Raw genomic sequence first — 20,192 nt, 5'->3', positions numbered from 1 at the left:
TAGGCCCATTTCAGTTTGTTTCGTCCGGCAGCTCGTTCTACCCGGCCAACTCGCTTAAACCGGTTGTTATTTTCGGTTTATCACGGTTAAATTGTCTTGGCTGACTTGTGTCGCAATGTGCCGGGGAATTACCTATTTCTCAACCAAATCGCGTTAAAATCTATTTCACAAAAGAATGAATCTTTATGTCTGTTACTCCTGTCATCCACCATGGAGGGCGGGAAAGCAAGGATTGAAAATGCCGAAAAAGGTCATGATCGTTGAAGATAACGAGCTGAACATGAAACTGTTTCGTGATCTGATCGAAGCGTCGGGCTATGCGACCATCCAGACCCGCAATGGCATGGAAGCGCTGGAACTGGCACGCAAACATCATCCCGATCTGATTCTGATGGACATACAGTTACCGGAGGTTTCCGGCCTGGAAGTGACCAAATGGCTGAAGCAGGATAGCGAGCTGCACGTCATTCCCGTGATCGCGGTGACTGCCTTTGCCATGAAGGGTGATGAAGAGCGTATTCGCCAAGGTGGGTGCGAGGCCTATGTGTCGAAGCCGATTTCCGTGCCGAAATTCCTGGAAACGATCAAGACCTATCTGGGAGACGCCTGAGGCGCAGGTGTCTTAAACCCATAGGTGATTGCCGATGAGACCTGGGCAAATGCCTGACGGACCGCGGCGCGCTGAATTCTATATAAAACGCCAGTCTGTCGGGTTGGCGCAATGTCCATGCAGAGCCGGTAGCGTGTGTGCGCCAGGCTTGCTTCAAGGGGTGATGGCTGATGACAGCCCGTATTCTGGTTGTTGATGATGTTCCTGCCAATGTGAAGCTGCTGGAAGCGCGGCTGCTGGCGGAATATTTCGAGGTATTGACGGCCGAAGACGGATTGAAGGCGCTGGACATCTGCGACCGCACCCAGGTGGACGTCGTTCTTCTCGATGTCATGATGCCAGGCATTGATGGTTTTGAAGTTTGCGAGCGGCTGAAATCCAACCCCCGCACCGCCCATATTCCTGTGGTCATGGTCACGGCGCTGGACCAGCCCTCAGACCGGGTGAGAGGATTGAAGGCTGGCGCTGACGATTTTCTGACCAAGCCGGTCAACGATCTGCAACTGATCTCCCGGGTCAAAAGCCTGGTGCGCCTGAAAACCCTCTCCGATGAGCTGCGCATTCGCGCCGAGACGGCGCAGAAAATCGGCATAGACAGCAACGTTTATCTTGGGGATGGACGTATGGACGAGGTCGGCCAGGTCTTGCTGGTCGATAGCCGCGCCAGTTCGCAGGAGCGTATCATCAAGGCGTTGAAGCCTGTGGCCGATGTCGTGGCGATGTCCGACGCTCAGGCCGCGCTGTTTGAGGCGGCGGAAAGCAATTTCGACCTGGTCATCGTCAACGGCACGCTGGAGGATTACGATCCGTTGCGCCTGTGTTCGCAATTGCGGTCGCTGGACCGTACCCGCTTCATTCCGATTTTGCTGATCGCCGAACCGGGAGAGGAATACTTGATCGTGCGGGCGTTGGATCTGGGCGTCAACGATTACATCGTGCGCCCCGTCGACACCAATGAGCTGCTGGCACGCACGCTGACCCAGCTTCGACGCAAGCGGTATAATGACAGGCTGCGCAACAGCGTGCAGCAAAGCATCGAACTGGCGGTGACGGACGATCTCACCGGACTTCACAATCGGCGCTATCTCGATACCCATATCAAAGTGTTGTTCGAGCGCTCCAGCCTGCGCAAGCAGCCGCTTTCGGTATGCCTGGTGGATATCGATCGGTTCAAGCTGGTCAATGACACCTACGGCCATGAGGCGGGCGATGACGTCCTGCGGGAGTTTGCCGCTCGTATTCGCGCCACCGTGCGCGGCGCCGATCTTGCCTGCCGCTATGGCGGTGAGGAATTCGTGGTCGTGATGCCCGATACGTCGCAGGAGATGGCCGGTACGGTCGCTGAGCGCTTGCGCGAGATGATAGAGAAAAAGCCGTTTCGCTTGCAATCCGGCGGCGAACTAAGTGTGACGGCGTCACTTGGCATCGCCACGGCAGGAATTGATATTGCCACTCCGGAACATTTGCTAAGACAGGCAGACCGCGCGCTCTATCAAGCCAAAACTGAAGGCCGCAACAGGGTCGTGTCGGCGGCGGCCTAAACTAATTTCAGCACAGATGCGCCTTTGTGTTTTGGTTCACGGGGAGCCCGCTCTCCCGCGTCTTCAAAAAATTCATCTGCCGTGATTTTCCGTTACATCCTTGCGCGCGCTCAAGGATACGGGTTGGCAAAAATTTGCTCCTGACAGGGAAGCCATGCTTGCCTGGATTTTTCCAAAAGCGTGTAGATGTGCTCGAAATATGCCTATATTCTTATAAAAAAAGAAAAAATATACCATAAATAGATAAGGGTATAATTTCATTTTTTTACTCTGATCTGGGTAGAAAAATTGGTTTAATAGAAAATTATGTTTTTCGAATTGTTGATAACAACGATTTTTCGTCGATATCCAGAGTTTTCCAGAGAAAATACTTGCCTCTCTGGAGCGTTAATTCTATTTCTTTTTAAGAAGTGAAAATGAATAGAATTTAACCATGCCGACATCGAAAAGATGCAACAGTTAAGAAAATGTTGATTTTTTCTTTCATATGCGCATAGTTGGTACAACTACGATACATCCATAGCACGCTGTGTTTGCGCGACCGCTATGGTTCTTCATAAGTGCCGTTTTTATAAGCTGCTTAAAGATATCCTCGATCCCTGTGGATCTAAGGAATTACGCAGTAAAAATTGACGAATAACAGGTTTAACCAATACCCCATGGTGCTCAGGTCCGCCGCATCTCCTGGGTCGTGGGGTTGGTCGGCAGGTGTGCGATTATCAAGCGGTTCCTCGTGCCGTTATTGCATGCCCGCCGACCCCCATTCTAACGCCGCTTCCTATCCAGGAGGCGGCGTTTTGCGTTTCACGGTCAGCATGGTTTCCGGCACTCTATCCCGCGCCCCTATGCGTGGGGTCACTGTCCTCGCGCCGCCCTACAACGTCCTTACGCCTATTGCCACAGGCAGGATCTGGCTCGGCTTTTAGAGTCGGTCTGGGTGGCGTGCTGGCCCATCCTCAAAAAGGTATAAAAAAAGCGCGCCGGATGGGGCGCGCTTTTCAATCTTCTCACGAAGAACCAGGATCACTTGATCTTGGTTTCCTTGAACTCGACATGCTTGCGAGCGATCGGGTCGTATTTCGTCTTCGTCATCTTGTCCGTCATCGTACGGCTGTTCTTGGTGGTGACGTAGAAGAAACCCGTATCGGCTGTCGACAGCAGCTTGATCTTGATGGTTGTAGCCTTGGCCATGGTCGTCCTGCCTTACATGAATAACACAAAGCCGTGACGACCTTCAGGGCCCACGGCAAATCTGGGCGGAAACTACAAATCGCCACCGAAAAGTCAACCCCGCGCACCCTTGAAAAACAATCGTGCGACGGAAAGAACCACATATAACGCAAAGAATCCGGCAATCGACCAGGCAAAACCGGCATTTCCGCCCATATCGATGGCTGCACCCACGACTTGTGGTCCGGCCACCGTGCCAACCGCATAACAGAAAACGAAGGCGGCATTGGCGGCGGCAAGGTCGGAGCCTGTGAGTCGGGAGCCGAGATGGCTGAGGCCGATAGTATAGAGCCCGGAGACGCAGCCGCCCCAGAACAGCAGGATGACGGCCATCGCCATCCAGCTATGGGAAATCAGCGGCAGCAGCAGCGATCCGATCAGTCCGACCGTCGCCAGGGCGCCGAGTAGCAAGCGACGATCCCTAAGCTTGTCAGAGAGCATGCCAAGCGGGATCTGGAACACCATGTTGCCAACCCCCATGACAGTGAGCAGCAGAAGCTGACTGAGCCTCTGTGAAGCCGATACGGGTGGCATAGACGGGCATCAGTGACAGTCCACCGACTTCCACCGCGCCGAACACGAAGACGGCGGCTGTGGCGGTTGGTACCAGGAAGATGTAGCGGAAGAAATGCATCTCCGGCTTTTCATCCAGCGCCGGACTTTCGTTGCGGGCAACGAAGATCGGCACCGCTGCCATCAGGATGGCAACCGCGCCGATGGCAAAGGGCAATACGCCCTCACTGCCGACAATTGAAAACAGCAGGGGACCAGCGGCAAAGCCGACCGACAGGACGGTGGCATAAATGCCGAGCACCAGCCCGCGCCGCGATGGCGGGGCGGCGGCATTGATCCAGAACTCCGACAGGATGAACAATGTCGTCGTGGCGCCGTGAAACACCAGCCGCAGGGGAAACCACATCCAGAAGGCTTCGGCGTAGTAGAAGCCGAGCGAACTGAGCGCCGCCAACAGCACCGCCCAGATCATCGTCTGCGCCACCCCGAAGCGGTGCGCAAGCCTGGTGGTGATCGGCGCGGCAATCATCGCCGCAACCCCTGCCATGGCTGAATTCAGCCCGATCAGGGTGGAGGGAATACCGCGTTTTTCCAGAATGATGCTGAGCAGCGGCAATCCCAGCCCGATGGCAATGCCAACAGCGGAAATCGACGAGACTGCGGCAATCAGCGATGGCCAGTGGATCTCTTCGCGGTGTCCGGTAACAGGGTCTCTGGTGTCAGACATGGAAGGTCCTCAGAAGAAAATGCACGCAATGCGCGGTGAAGGATAACGGCGCAAGGCGTCATGCCAGGGCAACAAAGGCCGATTACATTTCATAATATGCCAGCGATCCTCCGGGGCTTTACTCCATAACGGCAAAAATCGAAACCGGTTTAAGCCAACATGCAGAAAAACTACTTATTCGATTGTTGTAATACGTCGCCTGACCAGATTTGTCTTGGTCTGCTTTGATTGTTCTATCCGACATGGCGCGTTGAAACCGTCACTTTGGCGGATAGCGCTCGTCGTAGTCCTCAATCACCTCTGGTTCTTCCCCGAAGCCGTGCATGCGCAGCGCCCATTGCAGCCCCACCACGCCGCCCTTGATGGGCTGGATGATCAGCAGGGAGACGATGACGGCAATCGGCGTCCAGATTGCCAGATGCGCCCAGGTCGACAGCACGAAGACCAGATCGGTCATCATATAGCCCCCCAGCAGCACATGGCCGACAATCATGATGACGATATAGGGGGGCAGATCGTCGGCTCTCTGGTGGGAAAGATCCTCGCCGCAGGCCGCGCAGGTATCAACCGGTTTCAGGAAGGCCTTGAACAGGCGGCCGGAGCCGCAGGCCGGACAGGTACACATCAGGCCGCGCAGAATGGAGCGTCCAAGCGGGCGAGCCGCATCCTTGCCGCCGCCGAAGCGGGTCACGGGGGGAGATTGGCTGACAGACATGCAGTTCCTCCTGAACTTCTATCAAATCCTATAGGCTTTGATCAAAGATGGGGCATGAAAGTTGATATTTCATCGCGGCATTTGCGCACAAGTGCTTCGACTACAGCGCCGTGCGCCATATATGGCGCCCAAAGGTTCGCTGTAGCGATTTATATTTGCTGCATAATTTTCTCTTCAAACCGATTCCGGTTTAAAGAATTATGCAGTGTGCTTCATATACGAAGCCCAGATATACGAACGCGCCGCGCAGTTTCAACGCCTGCCGCGCGGTGGCCTGGTTCCCGGTGTCTTGCCGGGGCCGGGTCGTCCTCGCCGCGTCGCCTTGTGGAAGGAACGGATGCCAGTCGGCATTTTCTTGCCTTCGCTGAGAATCTCAAACCGCAAGGCACCGGCAAGCGGTACGGCTTCCACCAGCTTGACGCTGACGCTGTCGCCCAATTGATAGCCAAGCCCGGTCTTTTCGCCGGTCAGTGCCTGATGTGCCTCGTCATAGATGAAATAGTCGCGGCCAAGCGTTGAGACCGGAATGAAGCCATCGGCGCCATATTGCGGCAGTGAGATAAACAGGCCGGATTTGGTGACGCCGGAAACCTGCCCGTCGAATTCGTCGCCGATCCGTGTTGCCAGATGGTGAGCGATCAGCCGGTTGATCGTGTCGCGCTCGGCCGCCATGGCGCGGCGCTCGAAGGTGGAGATTTCGGCGGCGACATCAGCCAGCGCCGCTTCTTCATCGGTTGTAATGCCGCCTTCGCCAAGCCCCAGCGTGCCGACCAGCGCCCGATGCACGATCAGGTCGGCGTAGCGGCGGATGGGGGAGGTGAAATGCGCGTATTTCAGCAGGTTCAAGCCGAAATGGCCGATATTCTCGGGGCTATAGACCGCCTGGCTCTGCGAACGCAGCACCATTTCATTGACGATGGTCTGGTGCGGCGTGTCCTGCGCCTTGGCGAGGATGCCATTGAACGAATTGGAGCGCAGATTGCCGCCCTTGGCCAGCGAAAAGCCGATAGTGGCCAGGAACTCGCGCAGCACTTCCTGCTTGGCCAATGTCGGGGTGTCGTGGATGCGGTAGACCAGCGGCTGTTTTTTCTTTTCCAGCGTCTCGGCGGCGGCCACATTGGCCTGGATCATCATTTCCTCGATCAGCTTATGGGCGTCCAGCCGTTCGGGCACGAAGACCCGATCCACCGTGCCATCGGCTTTGAGGATGATTTTGCGCTCCGGCATGTCCAGTTCCAGCGGCTGACGGCGGTCGCGGCCACGCTTCAGGATCGCATAGGCGGCCCAGAGTGGCTTCAGGATCGGCTCCAGCAATGGTCCGGCCTTGTCGTCCGGGTTGCCGTCAATGGCGGCCTGCGCCTGCTGGTAGGACAATTTGGCGGCGCTCTTCATCATGATGCGATGAAAGGTATGGCCCGCCTTGCGACCTTCATGGGAAAAGACCATGCGCACGGCCAGTGCTGGCCGGTCAACACCCTCGCGCAGCGAGCAGAGATCGTTGGAAATCCGCTCTGGCAGCATCGGCACGACCCGGTCGGGGAAATAGACCGAATTGCCGCGCTTTAGCGCCTCACGGTCCAGCGCCGACTTACTGCGGATATAATAGGACACATCGGCAATCGCCACGGTGACGATCACGCCGCCCGGATTGTCGGGCGAGGGGTCCGGTTCGGCGTGGACTGCGTCGTCATGGTCCTTGGCGTCATGCGGGTCGATGGTGACCAGCGGCAAGCTGCGCCAATCCTCCCGATGCGCCATGCTGGCCGGTTTGGCGGCATCGGCCTCGTCCAGCACCGATTGCGGGAAGATATGCGGAATGCCATGGGCGTAGATGGCGATCATCGAGATCGCTTTTTCCGAGGCCACCGAGCCGATCACCGACAGCACCTTGGCGCGGGCAAGACCCAGACGGCTGGAGAGCCGCCCGACTTCGACCTCGACCAGATCGCCGTCACGGGCATCACCAACATCTGACGCTTCGATGACCATTTCCTCGCCGCGCCGCTCAATCGGCATCAGCCTGCCGCCGCCATCTCCGGCCATTTCGCGGTAAACGCCCAAAAGCGCGCCACGCCGCTTGTCGATCACCTTGATGATCCGGGCAGTATAGGCCGGACCGGCGCGGTCCTTGGATGGGAAAATCTTCGCCAAAACCCGGTCGCCAAGCCCGCCGACGGGCGTCTTGCCCTTGGCACGGTCCGCGCTGGATTGACGAATGGAGACCGCAGGCGCGGCGCCCAGTTCATCCGGCCATTCGGCGGGGCGCCCGATCAGGTCGCCGTCCTTGTCGCGGGTGGTGATGTCGAGAAGGGTCACGGGCGGCAGCGCACCGGGGCGGCTCAGCGACTTGCGGGTCTTGTTGACCAGTCCGTCTTCTTCCAGCGCCCGCAAGGCTTCCTTCAGCTCGACACGGGCCTCGCCTTTCAGGCCGAAAGCCTTGGCAATTTCACGCTTGGAGGCCCGGTCGGGATTATCGGTGATGAACTGCATCAGGATTTCGCGGGGCGGTACCGCCCCGTGAATGATGACAGTTTCGTTCTTATCCGCTGCCTTTTGCGCCGCAAGCTCCGCTTTCCGCGTTCTGTTGGTGAGGCTGCGGGTGTCGGGTCGCGGGGATTTGCTCAAGGTCAGGCTTTCTCTGTTTTTGTGGCGGGCTTTGCCTTGGGCTTCGTCGCCTTCGGCTTGGCAGCTGCTTTCTTTGGTTTGGCGTCGGCTGCGTCATCCGCATCGGCCTTGGCAGCTTTCGCAGCCGGTTTTTTTGCAGGCGCCTTCTTTGCGCTCGCGGATTTCGCGGCAGGTTTCGCCTTGGTCTTGCCGCTGCCTTCCTTGGCGGCGCGCTCGACGATCAGGGCAATCGCCTCTTCCATGGTTACGGCCTGCGGGTCCATGCCTTTGGGAATGGTCGCGTTGATCTTACCCCAATTCACGTAGGGACCATAGCGGCCATCGCGTACGGTGATTGCGCCGCCATCGGGATGATCGCCGATCTCTTTCAGGGCGGCAGGTGCTGCGCGGCCACGGCCACCGGGGTTGGCCTGCTTTTCAGCCAGAACGGTGACGGCACGGTTGAGGCCGATGGTCAGCACGTCCTCGATACCGTCGAGATTGGCATAGGTGCCATCATGCAGCACGAAAGGTCCGTATCGGCCAAGCCCTGCCGTGATCATCTTGCCGGTTTCCGGGTGAAGACCGACTTCACGCGGCAGTGACAGCAGTGACAGTGCCTTATCGAAATCCACGTCGGTCGGCGACCAGCCCTTGGGCAGGGACGAGCGCTTGGCTTCCTTGCCATCGCCGCGCTGGACGTAAGGGCCGAAACGGCCCGAACGCAGCGTGATTTGTTCACCGGTTGTCGGATCTTCACCCAGCGCTTTCGGCTCATTGCCGACGGCTTCCGCTTCCGTGCCACCATCGGCTGACAATTGGCGGGTGAAATTGCATTCCGGATAATTGGAGCAGCCGACGAAGGCACCGTATTTACCGAGCTTCAGCGATAGATTGCCGGTGCCGCAGACCTGGCAGATGCGCGGGTCCGAGCCATCTTCGCGCTTCGGGAACACCAGCGGTGCCAAGGCCTCGTTCAGGGCATCGAGCACGTTGGTGACGCGCAATTCCTTGGTGCCTTCGATCTGGGCAAAGAAATTCTGCCAGAACTCGCGCAGCACGTCTTTCCAGTTCAGTTCACCGGCAGAAATCTTGTCGAGCTTTTCTTCAAGATCGGCGGTGAAATCATATTCGACATAGCGGGTGAAGAAGCTTTCCAGGAATGCCGTCACCAATCGGCCCTTGGCTTCGGGGATCAGCTTGCGCTTGTCGATGGTCACATATTCGCGGTCGCTGAGCGTCTTCAGCGTTGCGGCATAGGTGGAAGGCCGGCCAATACCAAGCTCTTCCATCTTCTTGATCAGGGTCGCTTCTGAATAACGCGGTGGCGGCTCGGTGAAATGCTGGGTGGCATTGACCTTTTGCTTGGCCAGCGCCTCACGGGCGTTGATCTCCGGCAGGCGGCCATCTTCATCGTCGTCCTCGCTCTTTTCACCTTCTTCGCGGTGATCAGTATAGGCGGCGATAAAGCCGTCGAAGCGGATGACCGAGCCAACGGCGCGCAGGCCGGCCTTTTCACCGGCCTTGTCGGCGAGGATTTCAGCGGTGGTCCGCTCGATTTCGGCAGACGCCATCTGGCTGGCAATGCCGCGCTTCCAGACCAGATCGTAAAGGCGCAACTGGTCGGCGTCGAGATAACGGCGGACCTGATCCGGTGTCCGGTTGAAATCGGTCGGACGGATGGCTTCATGCGCTTCCTGGGCGTTTTTCGCCTTGGTGGAGTAGAAGCGCGGCTTTTCCGGCATGTAGCGCGGGCCGAATTGCTCGGTAATCGCGGCGCGGGCGGCCTCAATGGCTTCCGGGGCCATCTGCACGCCATCGGTACGCATATAGGTGATCAGACCGACGGTCTCGCCGCCAATATCAACACCTTCATAAAGCTTCTGGGCCACCTGCATGGTGCGCGATGCGGAAAAACCGAGCTTGGAGGAGGCGGCCTGTTGCAGCGTAGAGGTTGTAAAGGGTGGTGAGGGGTTGCGCTTGACGGGCTTTGCCTCAATCGATTCCACCACATAGTTTGCGCCGTCGAGCAGGTCTTTCAGCCGGTTGGCCATTTCGCCATTGCCGACGCTGCGTGCTTGCAGGCGCTTGCCATCGGCAGACACCAGACGGGCCAGGAATTCATCGCCGCGTGGGGTTTTCAGAAGCGCCGACAGGTTCCAGTATTCTTCCGAGACGAAGCGTTCGATCTCGTTTTCCCGGTCGCAAACCAGCCGCAGCGCAACCGATTGCACCCGGCCTGCCGAACGGGCACCGGGCAGCTTGCGCCACAGGACGGGCGACAGGTTGAAGCCAACCAGATAGTCCATGGCACGGCGCGCCAGATAGGCATCGACCAGATCGCCATCGATATCGCGCGGGGCGGCCATGGCGTCGAGCACGGCCTTCTTGGTGATGGCGTTGAAAACCACGCGCTTCACCGGCTTGTCGCCGATCACCTTCTTCTTTTTCAGGAGATCCAGCACATGCCAGGAAATCGCTTCACCCTCACGATCCGGGTCGGTTGCGAGAAACAGGGCGTCGGCCCCCTTCATCGCATCGGCAATGTCCTTCATGCGTTTGGCAGAGGCGGTGTCCACTTCCCATAGCATTTCGAAATCCTGATCCGGCAGGACCGAGCCGTCCTTGGCAGGCAGGTCGCGGACATGGCCGAAGGAGGCGAGCACCTTATATCCCGGTCCGAGATACTTGTTGATCGTCTTGGCTTTGGCAGGGGATTCGACAACGACTACATTCATTCTGTTTCTCTGAACATGGCCCCGTTTGTTGCATATGGCGTCGATTCTGGCGAGGGTTCAAGCATCGATGGTTCGACATGGACAGGGATTGCGCCGGGGTCAAGTCCCCTCATGCATTTTATCCATTACACGTTTACACAACCAAAAGTTTATGAAAATGGTATTGCAATCATAAATCATTTCTGTATCCTGTGTTGCATAGGTAGTAATTATACATATTCAGGTTGTATTTCCACGACGGGAACACGTAATGACGGGCAGTGGCGCAGCGGAACTTCATAGCCGGGAAAGCATAGCCTATGTGCGCCAGATGCTGGGCGAATTGCGGCTGGTTGCCGAAAAGGAGGGGGCACAGATGCTGTGCTACCTGATCGAGATGGCCTTTGAAGAGGCCGGCGACCTTCAACGCCGCCATAAAGCGCCAAGAATGATCTCAAACGCCAAAAGATCGCTTTGAAAATCGTTCAAGGCACGGATGTGTGAGCCTCGTCGAGTCTTCAGATTGACAGTCTGTCCGGTTTAGATTGAATCAGACAGGCCATCGCTTCTTTCGTTTTCACGCATTTCCAGACGCAAGATCGCTAGACGCTTTTGCCGAAAATGCGCGCAGACCAACTTTAATCCAGCGGCGCAATCGAAACCAGCCCCCCGGGATGACGGTGCAGGCGACCGGCGATATCCAGTTCCAGCATCACCAGATAGACGGCCGATGGCGGCAATTGCGTGTGGCGAATGATATCATCGACCTCGACCGGCGTTATGCCCAGCGCATCGATGATCCGGCTGCGATCCTGTTCGCCCGGCGGCTGGTTGAAGGTCTCGCTTTCTTCATAGACCGGCTCTTCCACCTGCGGCTGGGAAAACAAGTCAATACTGCTGAGTGGGGATAGAGCCTCGAGAATATCCCGGGCCTCGGTGGTGATCGTCGCACCGTTTTTCAACAGTCCATTGGTACCATGACAGCGCGGATCGAGCGGAGAGCCCGGCACGGCAAACACCAGCCGTCCGAAATCGGCGGCCAGCCGCGCGGTAATCAGTGAGCCGGAGCGGCTGGCGGCTTCGATGACCACAACCCCAAGTGACGTGCCGGCAATCAGCCGGTTGCGTCTTGGGAAGTCACGGGCGCGGGGCTCCCATCCAAACGGCATTTCGCTGATCGCCACACCCTTGCCATCCCAGATGTCTTTCAGCAGATCGACATTCTCAGGCGGATAGGGTCGGTCGAGCCCACCGGCCAGAGCTGCCATCGTGCCGGTGTCGAGGCTGGCCCGATGCGCGCCCGCATCGATGCCGCGCGCCAGGCCTGATGTGATGGTGTAGCCGGTTGTGCCGCAGTCGCGCGCCAGCAGTGCTGCCATTTTCACGCCACTGATCGAAGCATTACGTGAGCCGACGATGCCGATCGAGGGGCGGATGGCGGTGCTGCCCTGGCCTTTCATGGCCAGAAGCGGCGGTGCCGCGTCGATCTGGCGCAGCGCAGGGGGATAGTCCGGCTCGCCGATCCCGACGAATCGCGCGCCGAATTTGCGGGCAAATTCCAGCTCGCGTTCGGCCTCGGCAATCGTGGCGATGCGGATGGAGCGAGTGGCGCCGCCGCGCTGCGACAATTCCGGCAGCATGTCCAGGGCGCGTTCGGCGGTGCCGAAATTGTTGATCAGATCGCGAAAGGTGGCCGGGCCGACATTGTCGGAGCGGATTAACCTCAGCCAGGCGGTTCTTTGTTTTTCCGTCAGGGCGATCCCCGAGCGTCCAGAACCGCCTGCCGACATGGTGTACTATCCTTTTTTACCGATCTTGCTCTCGGTGCCTGAAATAAGTCTTTCAATATTCGCCTTGTGCTTGCCCCAGGTGATCACAGTCATTGCAGAGGTGATCATGGCAGCTTCCGGCTGACCGAGTATCCACAATGCAACCGGAATAACAAGAGTTGCAACCAGTGCTGATAGCGAGGAATAGCGGCTGAGGAAAGCAATCGATAGCCAGACGATGGCAAAGACCAGCACCATCAACGGGAAAATGCCGAGCAACGTGCCGATATAGGTCGCCACGCCCTTGCCGCCCTTGAAGCCCAGCCAAACCGGGAACAGATGGCCGATAAAGGCGGCAAAGCCACCAAGCAGGCCCGGCAAATGCACCGTATCAGAGCCGAACAGTTTCTGGGCGATCAGCGCCGCAGCCGTTGCCTTCAGCGCGTCGAGCAGCAGGGTGGCCGCTGCCAGCTTTTTATTGCCGGTGCGCAGAACATTGGTGGCGCCGATATTGCCGGAACCGATATTGCGCACGTCACCCAGGCCCGCCATCCGGGTCAGGATCAGTCCGAAAGGGATGGAGCCGAGCAGATAGCCGATCGCCAGCGAGGCGATAAGGGCGGTGATCGTCACCTGGCTGTAATCGAGGCTGGGCATGGCCGGCTCCTATATGTTCAAGACAGAGAAAACACCGGACGGCCTGCCACATAGGTGGCGACAGCGCGGCCGGAGAAGCGGGCGTCTTCAAAAGGTGTATTCTTGGAGCGCGATAACAGCGTCTCCTTGGCAACCAACCATGGCTCGTCCAGATCGATGAGCACGATATCGGCCTTTGCGCCGGGCTTCAATGTGCCAGCATCCAGCCCGAAAATTTCGGCAGGCCGGGTGGACATCGCATCGATCAGCCGCATCAGCGGCACCTGACCGGCATGATGCAGCCTGAGAGCCGCTGCCAGCAAGGTTTCCAGGCCGACCGCGCCATCGGCGGCATCGGCAAATGGCAGGCGCTTGGTATCGACATCCTGCGGATCATGGGCTGAAACGATGATGTCGATATCGCCGCTTGCCAAGGCCTCGACCATCGCCACCCGATCATCCTCGGCCCGCAGCGGCGGCGCCAGCTTGAAGAAAGTCCGGTATTCGCCGATATCGTTTTCGTTCAGCGACAGATTGTTGATGGAAATGCCGCAGGTGACGTTCGCGCCGCGTGAGCGGGCAAGCTTGATGGCCTCCACCGAGCCCGGCACCGAAATCTTGGCGGCATGATATTTTGCCCGCGTCAGCCCGGCGATGCGCAGATCGCGTTCCAGCGGAATGATTTCGGCTTCCTTCGGCACGCCGGACAAGCCCAGCCAACTGGCGAACAGGCCCTCGTTCATCACGCCATTGCCGAGGTATTTTTCGTGCAGTTCCAGCGAAATAACCGCGCCGAATTCCCGCGCATAGGTCATCGCCCGGCGCAGCACCAGCGTATCGTCCAGCCCATGGCGGCCATTGGTGAAGCAGACGGCGCCTGCCTGTTGCAACAGGCCGAATTCAGTCATTTCCTCGCCGCGCAACCGACGGGTCAGGGCCGCTGCCGGATAGATATTGACCGGCGATTTTTCCCGCGCCGCGTTCTTGATGAATTCCACCAGGGCAATGTCATCGATGACAGGATCGGTATCCGGCATCATCACGAAGGAGGTCACGCCGCCAGCCGCTGCGGCCTTGCCAGCGGAGGCCAGTGTTTCGCGGTGTTCACCGCCGGGTTCGCCGACAAACACCTGCGCATCCACCAGACCCGGTGCCGCGACCAGTCCTTTGCAGTCCCTGACCTCGGCACCCTCAGGTGCGCCCTGATTGCGGGCATCGGCACCGGCAGCCAGAATGCGGCCATCGGCACCGACAATAATGCTGCCAACCTCATCCAGCGAACGCGACGGGTCTAGAATGCGGGCATTGTTGAAGACAAGCGGCTTGTTCATGCGCCAACTCCTTCGCTACGCGGGCCGTTATTGTCAGAGATCAGCAGCGATTCCATCACGGCCATGCGCACGGCGACACCCATCTCGACCTGGCTTTCGATCACGCTTTGCGGCCCATCGGCCACATCGGAGGCGATTTCCACCCCCCGGTTCATCGGGCCGGGATGCATGACCAGGGCGTCTTCCTTGGCGGCTTTCAGCTTTTCGGCATCAAGCCCGTAGAAGTGGAAATATTCGCGGATTGAGGGGACAAACGACCCTGCCATGCGCTCCCGCTGCAAGCGCAGCATCATCACGACATCGGCATCCTTCAGGCCTTCCTTCATATCGTGGAAGACTTCGACGCTCATATCGGCAATGCCCGACGGCAGCAGCGTGGCGGGCGCCACGACCCTGACCCGCGCGCCCATGGCATTGAGCAGGAGAATATTGGAGCGTGCCACGCGCGAATGCAGGACGTCGCCGCAGATTGCGACGAGGATCCGCGACAGCTTGCCCTTGGCGCGCCGGATGGTCAGCGCGTCGAGCAGCGCCTGGGTTGGATGCTCATGCTGGCCGTCGCCGGCATTGATCACCGCGCAGGCGACCTTTTGTGACAGAAGGGCTGCGGCACCGGCCGAGGCATGGCGCACCACCAGCACGTCCGGATGCATGGCATTCAGCGTCATCGCCGTATCGATCAGCGTTTCGCCTTTCTTGACCGACGAGTTGCCGACCGACATATTCATCACATCGGCGCCCAGCCGCTTGCCCGCCAGCTCAAAGGATGACTGGGTGCGGGTGGAGGCCTCGAAAAACAGATTGATCTGGGTCAGACCGCGGAGGGTCGAGGTCTTTTTCTCGCGCTGGCGGCTGATTTTTACCGCTTCGTCAGCTTTATCGAGCAAATAGGTAATATCGGATTCGGTAAGGCCCTTGATGCCAATCAGATGGCGATGGGGAAAGAAGACCATGCGCATGTTCTCCTAGAGTTTGTCAGGGAAAAGTGGCAACCGGTTTTCCGAAAGACAAACGACAATAAAAGACTTCAGAATTTTTCGGTTTCACGATGAAACCAGGGACTCCGAAGGGATCGCGCGGTCTATAAAGACTGCGATGATCAGGAGCAAGCCTGCTTGAGACGTGCAAGCCTTTGTCCCCCGTTTTGGTCGGTTGGCCGGACCCATGCTGTCGCAAATCCGCGCAAACGTGTTAAAGACCATCGACAAAGATCGATTTGCGGCATTGCTGTAAGACTAAAGATAAAAATTGGAACGCGGATGAGCCGTACGGAAGACAAATTGCTGGAACTCAATCAGCCAAGGCCCTGGTCCGGCGTGAACGCCTTTCGCACCGATCCGCTGGTGGTCGATATTACCAATGGCCTCAGCCGTAACCTGCGCGATGAATATGATACGCTTGGCCGCTATGTGACCTCGCATGAGGCGCAGGAACTGGCCCGCATGGCCAACCACAATCCGCCGGAACTGCGCACCCACGGGCCACGCGGCGAGCGGCTTGATGTGGTGGAGTTTCATCCGGCCTGGCATGCGCTGATGCGCCGCTCCATGGCGACCGGCCTGCATTCCTCCGTCTGGGAAAATTTAGCGGATGCACGCGGCCAGGATCACAAGGCCCGCGCCGTGCGATTCTACCTCACCGCCCAGCTGGAATGCGGCCATCTCTGCCCGCTGACCATGACGAGTGCCTCGGTTGCCGCCCTGATGGGGTCGCCCCGGGTGCAGAAAGAATGGGCGCCGAAGATTCTTTCGCGTAAATATGACAGTTCAAACCGCCCCGCCATGCAGAAATCCGCCATTACCATTGGCATGGGCATGACGGAAAAGCAGGGCGGCACCGATGTGCGCGCCAATATCTCCACCGCCACACGGGTGGGTGAGGGGATCTACCGACTGTCTGGCCACAAATGGTTCATGTCTGCGCCGATGAGCGATGGTTTCGTCATGCTGGCGCAGATGCCTGAGGGCGTCGGCTGTTTCCTGGTGCCACGTCTATTGGAAGACGGTTCGGCCAACGGCTTGCAGTTCCAGCGGCTGAAGGACAAGATCGGCAATCGGTCCAATGCCTCGTCGGAGGTCGAATTTACCGATGCTTTCGGCTTCCTGCTGGGCGAGCAGGGCGGCGGCATTCGTACCATCCTGGAAATGGTAACGCTGACCCGGCTCGATTGCGCGCTGGCCTCTGCGGGTATCATGCGCGCTTCGATGGCAGAGGCTGTCCACCATGTGCGGGGCCGCTCCGTATTCGGCAAGAAGCTGGTGGACCAGCCGATCATGACCCGCGTTCTGGCCGATATGGCACTGGATGTGGCGGCGGCTACGGCGCTGTCGTTCCGGCTGGCCGAGGCCTTCGACCGTGCCCGTGACAATCCCGCCGATGCGGCTTACGCACGAGTAATGACGCCGGTGGTGAAATACTGGGTCTGCAAGATGGCACCGCCGCTGATCTATGAAGCGATGGAATGCATCGGCGGCAGTGGCTATGTGGAAGAACGCGCCATTGCCCGCCATTACCGCGAGGCCCCTGTTAACGCCATCTGGGAAGGCTCCGGCAATGTCATGGCGCTGGACGTGTTGCGCGTGCTGGCCCGTGGCAAAGACCTGTTCGAAATGGTGTTTGCCGAGCTGGAACGCGACCTCGGCCCATCAGGCCGCAAGACCGTCGAAGTGCTGCGCGCCGCCATGGCGCTCTGCGAACGCGACGAAGGTGCTGCCCGCCTGCTGGTCGAGCAAATGGCGCTCGCCGCCGCCGCCGCCGAGCTTTACCGCATGGGTGCAGGCAAGATTGCTGACGCCTTTCTTGAGACGCGCCTGACAGGCGGCTGGCGTAATACCTACGGCGTGCTGGATGCCCGATTCGACAGCCGGTATCTGATCGATTTGCTGTATCCGGCGGTGGATTGAGGGAAAATACAGAAACCCTCTACCGTGCCACTCTGAAAGAGGCCGCTGATGTCGATGCCCCGCATTGAGATTGTAGAAGAGGGCGTAACCTCGCAACAAAAGGCATCGATTCTCGATAAACTGCTGGTTTATAACAATGCTGCTGCCCGGCATGTCGTCTATATCGAATTCGCCATTCTTCTGCGTAGCGCGGAAAGCGATGAAATCATCGGCGGCCTATATGGCCGTACGGATCACGGATGGACCTTTGTGGAACTTCTCATCGTTCCCGAGGTCTGCCGCGGAAAGGGTTTGGGCCGCCGATTAATGGAAGAGGCCGAATTGATTGCCCGCCGCCACGAAAGCGAAGGACTCTGGCTGGAGACTTTCGATTTTCAGGCCCGTCCGTTCTATGAAAAACTTGGATTTAAGTTGTTCGGCGAGCTTGAGGCAGGCGAAAAAGCCCATGGGCAATATTTTCTGAAAAAGCGCTTTTGAGATTGGATTTTCGTCCGCAAGAAATCTATCCACAGCCCCACCTCCAAAAATTAACCTTAATAAAAGGTTTACGTTGTGCGGCATTCATTAACCGTTAACTCTGCTGGTGAATGCAACCAATAGGGGCGGGTAATGATGACTGGCCTTCGGAAATATGTGGCACTGGGCGTCATGATGGCGTTTTTTGCCGTTTTGGCATTGAATATTGCGGTGCCGGCATTGGTGCTGTCTGTCATGGCGGCGATCAATTGGCTGGTGCTGAAGGCGCCGGATGATCTTTTCGTCCATCTCCTGTCGCGTCAATCCGTCTCGGCCCACTCCCTCTCGGTCAAGGGGAGGCTGGCATGAAATACCTGCTGATTTTCTGGGCCGGGCCAATCCTGCTTTTGGGAAGCTGGTATTATCTGTCGCTCAACGACATGAGCTTCGGCTTTTTCATGCTGACCCGCCAGACCCATGATCTGGTCTTTACCATCTATGGCAATGTTCTGGGCATCGCGCCGGAAAGCATTCCGCCGCTGGTCATGCGTGCCATCGTCGTCGATAGCACTGTCCTGTTCAGCCTGGTGGCTTTTCGCCGCCGCAAGCAGATTGCCGCCTGGTGGAAAGCGCGCCAGCTTCAGAGCGGAGATGCAAGGCCGGACAGCCTGTCCAGCGCCCCTTGAAGAATGAAGCTGGCGGCGGCCGAATCAATCCGTTCGGCACGCTTGGCTCGCGACACGTCCATTTCCAGCAGCGCCCGCGTTGCCGCAACCGTCGATAGCCGCTCATCCCAGTATACGAAGGGAATGTCGGTTTTCTCGGCCATGGCGCGCACAAAGGCGCGGGTGGCCTGAACACGCGGCCCGGAAGAGCCATCCATGTTGATTGGCAGGCCGATGACGAAGGCGGCGACTTTTTCCTTCGCGGCAAAAGCCAGCAGAACCTCGGCATCTTTGGTAAATTTCGTCCGCTTGATCACCGTGCGCGGTGAGGCGAAGCGTCGCCCGAGATCCGACATGGCAAGGCCGATGGTCTTGGTGCCGAGATCAAGCCCCGCCACGGCTTGACCTGGTTGCAGGCTTTGCGCCAGTTCTTCGATGTCCAGGGTCGCCATAACTGTTTCTCAAACTGTGAATAGTGTGTTCATGCCAAATGATGCCGATGCGGACGCATCCGCACCATTTGGTCTTTTCTTGCGCTGCTTATGCCATATGTCTTGGCGGGCAAACCATTTTCATTCATCCATAGAGGATATTCCATGAAACTCACCTGGCTCGGCCATTCGGCTTTTCGTCTAGAAACCGCCAAGGCCACCATTCTGATCGACCCTTTCCTCACCCACAATGCCAGCTTTTCCGGGTTGGATATGAAGGATATGACCAAGGGCGTCACTCATATTCTTCTGACCCACGGTCATGGCGACCATGTCGGCGATACGGTGGCAATTGCCAAGGATACCGGCGCAACCGTGCTGGCCAATGCCGATCTGGCTGCCTGGCTTGGCGCCAAGGGTGTGTCCAAAATCGAAATGGGCAATACGGGCGGCACGATCGATCTCGGCGGCTTTACCGCGACCTTCACCAATGCGCTACATTCCTCCGCGCAGATCACCGAGGATGGCGTGTCGCATGCGCTCGGCAATGCCAATGGGTTGATGCTGCATTTCCAAGATGAAGCGTCCCTGCTGCATATGGGCGATACCGATATTTTCTCGGATATGGCGCTGATCAACGAATTGCATCAGCCCGATATCGGCATCGTACCGATTGGTGACCGATTTACCATGGGCGGTGCCGTTGCAGCACTCGCCTGCCAGCGATTCTTCAAATTCAAGACCGCTATCCCCGCCCATTACGGCACCTTCCCGATCATCGACCAGACCCCGGAGAAATTCGTGGCCGGCATGGAAGGCTCGAAAACCGAGGTCAAGGCACCCAGGCCGGGCGAAACGCTGTCGCTTTGAAATGATGCCCTGCTAAAAATTTCAGTCTTGCCCCTGGAACAGTATTCCAGGGGTGAAAATCCGGGTCAGAGGCGAAAATTCGAGGGTGGTAAAAACCTGCCCGTTGCGCAGGCGCGGTTCGGCGATTATAGCGGGTCTGATAATCGATCTGGAGAATGCCGATGTCCGTTGATCTCACCACCGTCAAGCGTGTCGCCAAGCTTGCCCGTATTGCTCTGCCCGAAGACGAGGCTGAACGGGTGATGGGGGAGTTGAATGGTATTCTGGGCTTTGTTGAGCAATTGTCGGAAGTGAATGTTGATGGCGTCGAGCCGATGACCTCTGTCATGCCGATGGCGATGCGCAAGCGCAAGGACGCCGTTACCGATGGCGGCAAGGCTGATGACATCGTTGCCAATGCGCCGGAAACCGACCGCCATTTCTTCCTGGTGCCGAAGGTTGTCGAATAAGCCCGCCCGGTTTTCCACCGAGCCA

Annotated in this window: 18 protein-coding genes and 1 pseudogene; 9 read left to right on the top strand and 10 right to left on the bottom strand. The window is 58.0% G+C overall.

The annotated features are described in order from the left end of the window. Window positions 1–238: 238 nt before the first annotated feature. Together V6582_RS03455 and V6582_RS03450 are read left to right on the top strand one after the other, a co-directional pair. Window positions 239–610 carry a response regulator gene (locus V6582_RS03455; RefSeq protein WP_015915677.1) on the top strand — a complete coding sequence of 124 codons (372 nt, stop codon included), beginning with the start codon at window positions 239–241 and terminating at the stop codon, window positions 608–610. A gap of 170 nt (window positions 611–780) precedes the next feature. Further along, entirely contained in the window at window positions 781–2,151 is a 1,371-nt protein-coding gene (locus tag V6582_RS03450; protein WP_156633424.1) for a PleD family two-component system response regulator, read from the top strand. A gap of 1,023 nt (window positions 2,152–3,174) precedes the next feature. Here the strand turns inward: V6582_RS03450 and rpmG are convergent. The 5 genes and pseudogenes from rpmG to topA form a co-directional block, all read right to left on the bottom strand. Next, window positions 3,175–3,342, bottom strand: a complete 168-nt coding sequence (gene rpmG, locus V6582_RS03445) for a 50S ribosomal protein L33 (protein WP_015915679.1) — start codon at window positions 3,340–3,342, stop codon at window positions 3,175–3,177. Between the two features lie 93 nt (window positions 3,343–3,435). Then, window positions 3,436–4,621: pseudogene (locus V6582_RS03440) on the bottom strand (MFS transporter). A 259-nt stretch (window positions 4,622–4,880) separates the two neighbouring features. Beyond that, on the bottom strand, window positions 4,881–5,336 hold the full coding sequence (locus V6582_RS03435; protein ID WP_156633425.1) for a DUF983 domain-containing protein: 456 nt from the start codon (window positions 5,334–5,336) through the stop codon (window positions 4,881–4,883). A gap of 252 nt (window positions 5,337–5,588) precedes the next feature. After that, entirely contained in the window at window positions 5,589–7,862 is a 2,274-nt protein-coding gene (rnr, locus tag V6582_RS03430) for a ribonuclease R (protein WP_337739345.1), read from the bottom strand. A 101-nt stretch (window positions 7,863–7,963) separates the two neighbouring features. Beyond that, window positions 7,964–10,678: a type I DNA topoisomerase gene (topA, locus tag V6582_RS03425; RefSeq protein ID WP_156633427.1), complete on the bottom strand. Its 2,715-nt coding sequence runs from the start codon at window positions 10,676–10,678 to the stop codon at window positions 7,964–7,966. 250 nt (window positions 10,679–10,928) lie between these two features. On the opposite strand from topA, the gene V6582_RS03420 reads away from it, so the two are divergent. Continuing rightward, window positions 10,929–11,135 (top strand): hypothetical protein, encoded by a 207-nt coding sequence (locus V6582_RS03420; RefSeq protein WP_087727785.1) that lies wholly within the window; start codon window positions 10,929–10,931, stop codon window positions 11,133–11,135. Window positions 11,136–11,295: 160 nt separating this feature from the next. Here the strand turns inward: V6582_RS03420 and dprA are convergent, their stop codons facing one another. From dprA to V6582_RS03400, 4 genes are read right to left on the bottom strand one after another with little or no spacing between them, the layout of a single operon-like run. Then, a complete protein-coding gene (gene dprA / locus V6582_RS03415) occupies window positions 11,296–12,447 on the bottom strand; it encodes a DNA-processing protein DprA (protein WP_156633428.1) in 1,152 nt (383 codons plus the stop codon). A gap of 6 nt (window positions 12,448–12,453) precedes the next feature. Continuing rightward, window positions 12,454–13,083 (bottom strand): glycerol-3-phosphate 1-O-acyltransferase PlsY, encoded by a 630-nt coding sequence (gene plsY / locus V6582_RS03410; RefSeq protein ID WP_070150376.1) that lies wholly within the window; start codon window positions 13,081–13,083, stop codon window positions 12,454–12,456. A gap of 17 nt (window positions 13,084–13,100) precedes the next feature. Next, window positions 13,101–14,393 carry a dihydroorotase gene (locus V6582_RS03405; protein ID WP_156633429.1) on the bottom strand — a complete coding sequence of 431 codons (1,293 nt, stop codon included), beginning with the start codon at window positions 14,391–14,393 and terminating at the stop codon, window positions 13,101–13,103. Continuing rightward, window positions 14,390–15,346: an aspartate carbamoyltransferase catalytic subunit gene (locus V6582_RS03400; RefSeq protein ID WP_156633430.1), complete on the bottom strand. Its 957-nt coding sequence runs from the start codon at window positions 15,344–15,346 to the stop codon at window positions 14,390–14,392. The genes V6582_RS03405 and V6582_RS03400 overlap by 4 nt, the downstream gene beginning before the upstream one ends. 306 nt (window positions 15,347–15,652) lie before the next feature. Between V6582_RS03400 and V6582_RS03395 the strand changes: the two genes are divergently transcribed. The 4 genes from V6582_RS03395 (at window position 15,653) to V6582_RS03380 (ending at window position 18,438) form a co-directional block, all read left to right on the top strand. Then, complete coding sequence (locus V6582_RS03395; RefSeq protein ID WP_015915688.1) at window positions 15,653–17,296, top strand: acyl-CoA dehydrogenase family protein; 1,644 nt, start codon at window positions 15,653–15,655, stop codon at window positions 17,294–17,296. A gap of 48 nt (window positions 17,297–17,344) precedes the next feature. After that, window positions 17,345–17,773 (top strand): GNAT family N-acetyltransferase, encoded by a 429-nt coding sequence (locus V6582_RS03390; protein ID WP_156633431.1) that lies wholly within the window; start codon window positions 17,345–17,347, stop codon window positions 17,771–17,773. Between the two features lie 132 nt (window positions 17,774–17,905). After that, the gene (locus V6582_RS03385) at window positions 17,906–18,121 is read left to right on the top strand and encodes a hypothetical protein (protein WP_156633432.1); all 216 of its coding nucleotides are present in this window, start codon (window positions 17,906–17,908) and stop codon (window positions 18,119–18,121) included. Then, on the top strand, window positions 18,118–18,438 hold the full coding sequence (locus V6582_RS03380) for a DUF6105 family protein (RefSeq protein WP_060715737.1): 321 nt from the start codon (window positions 18,118–18,120) through the stop codon (window positions 18,436–18,438). The genes V6582_RS03385 and V6582_RS03380 overlap by 4 nt, the downstream gene beginning before the upstream one ends. Here V6582_RS03380 and ruvX read toward each other — a convergent pair. Further along, window positions 18,393–18,869, bottom strand: coding sequence for a Holliday junction resolvase RuvX (ruvX, locus tag V6582_RS03375; RefSeq protein WP_156633433.1), 477 nt, complete (start codon window positions 18,867–18,869; stop codon window positions 18,393–18,395). The genes V6582_RS03380 and ruvX overlap by 46 nt on opposite strands. A 144-nt stretch (window positions 18,870–19,013) precedes the next feature. Here ruvX and V6582_RS03370 point away from each other — a divergent pair, with 144 nt between their 5' ends. Both V6582_RS03370 and gatC read left to right on the top strand, forming a co-directional pair. Continuing rightward, window positions 19,014–19,718 carry a metal-dependent hydrolase gene (locus V6582_RS03370; protein ID WP_156633434.1) on the top strand — a complete coding sequence of 235 codons (705 nt, stop codon included), beginning with the start codon at window positions 19,014–19,016 and terminating at the stop codon, window positions 19,716–19,718. A gap of 161 nt (window positions 19,719–19,879) precedes the next feature. Then, on the top strand, window positions 19,880–20,167 hold the full coding sequence (gatC, locus tag V6582_RS03365; RefSeq protein WP_060715734.1) for an Asp-tRNA(Asn)/Glu-tRNA(Gln) amidotransferase subunit GatC: 288 nt from the start codon (window positions 19,880–19,882) through the stop codon (window positions 20,165–20,167). Window positions 20,168–20,192 lie beyond the last annotated feature (25 nt).

The organism is Agrobacterium vitis (assembly GCF_037039395.1).
GTDB lineage: Bacteria > Pseudomonadota > Alphaproteobacteria > Rhizobiales > Rhizobiaceae > Allorhizobium > Allorhizobium vitis_E.
Note: the sequence above shows the minus strand (reverse complement) of the source record. Positions and strands in the feature narration are given on the sequence as shown.

Bases quoted from the DNA above. Each gene is read 5' to 3' on its own strand.
- plsY (WP_070150376.1), bottom strand. From the start codon at position 13,083: ATGCCCAGCCTCGATTACAGCCAGGTGACGATCACCGCCCTTATCGCC.
- V6582_RS03405 (WP_156633429.1), bottom strand. From the start codon at position 14,393: ATGAACAAGCCGCTTGTCTTCAACAATGCCCGCATTCTAGACCCGTCG.
- ruvX (WP_156633433.1), bottom strand. From the start codon at position 18,869: ATGGCGACCCTGGACATCGAAGAACTGGCGCAAAGCCTGCAACCAGGT.
- dprA (WP_156633428.1), bottom strand. From the start codon at position 12,447: ATGTCGGCAGGCGGTTCTGGACGCTCGGGGATCGCCCTGACGGAAAAA.
- V6582_RS03395 (WP_015915688.1), top strand. From the start codon at position 15,653: ATGAGCCGTACGGAAGACAAATTGCTGGAACTCAATCAGCCAAGGCCC.
- V6582_RS03450 (WP_156633424.1), top strand. From the start codon at position 781: ATGACAGCCCGTATTCTGGTTGTTGATGATGTTCCTGCCAATGTGAAG.
- gatC (WP_060715734.1), top strand. From the start codon at position 19,880: ATGTCCGTTGATCTCACCACCGTCAAGCGTGTCGCCAAGCTTGCCCGT.
- topA (WP_156633427.1), bottom strand. From the start codon at position 10,678: ATGAATGTAGTCGTTGTCGAATCCCCTGCCAAAGCCAAGACGATCAAC.
- V6582_RS03420 (WP_087727785.1), top strand. From the start codon at position 10,929: ATGACGGGCAGTGGCGCAGCGGAACTTCATAGCCGGGAAAGCATAGCC.
- V6582_RS03455 (WP_015915677.1), top strand. From the start codon at position 239: ATGCCGAAAAAGGTCATGATCGTTGAAGATAACGAGCTGAACATGAAA.
- V6582_RS03435 (WP_156633425.1), bottom strand. From the start codon at position 5,336: ATGTCTGTCAGCCAATCTCCCCCCGTGACCCGCTTCGGCGGCGGCAAG.
- V6582_RS03400 (WP_156633430.1), bottom strand. From the start codon at position 15,346: ATGGTCTTCTTTCCCCATCGCCATCTGATTGGCATCAAGGGCCTTACC.
- V6582_RS03380 (WP_060715737.1), top strand. From the start codon at position 18,118: ATGAAATACCTGCTGATTTTCTGGGCCGGGCCAATCCTGCTTTTGGGA.
- V6582_RS03370 (WP_156633434.1), top strand. From the start codon at position 19,014: ATGAAACTCACCTGGCTCGGCCATTCGGCTTTTCGTCTAGAAACCGCC.
- V6582_RS03390 (WP_156633431.1), top strand. From the start codon at position 17,345: ATGTCGATGCCCCGCATTGAGATTGTAGAAGAGGGCGTAACCTCGCAA.
- rpmG (WP_015915679.1), bottom strand. From the start codon at position 3,342: ATGGCCAAGGCTACAACCATCAAGATCAAGCTGCTGTCGACAGCCGAT.
- V6582_RS03385 (WP_156633432.1), top strand. From the start codon at position 17,906: ATGATGACTGGCCTTCGGAAATATGTGGCACTGGGCGTCATGATGGCG.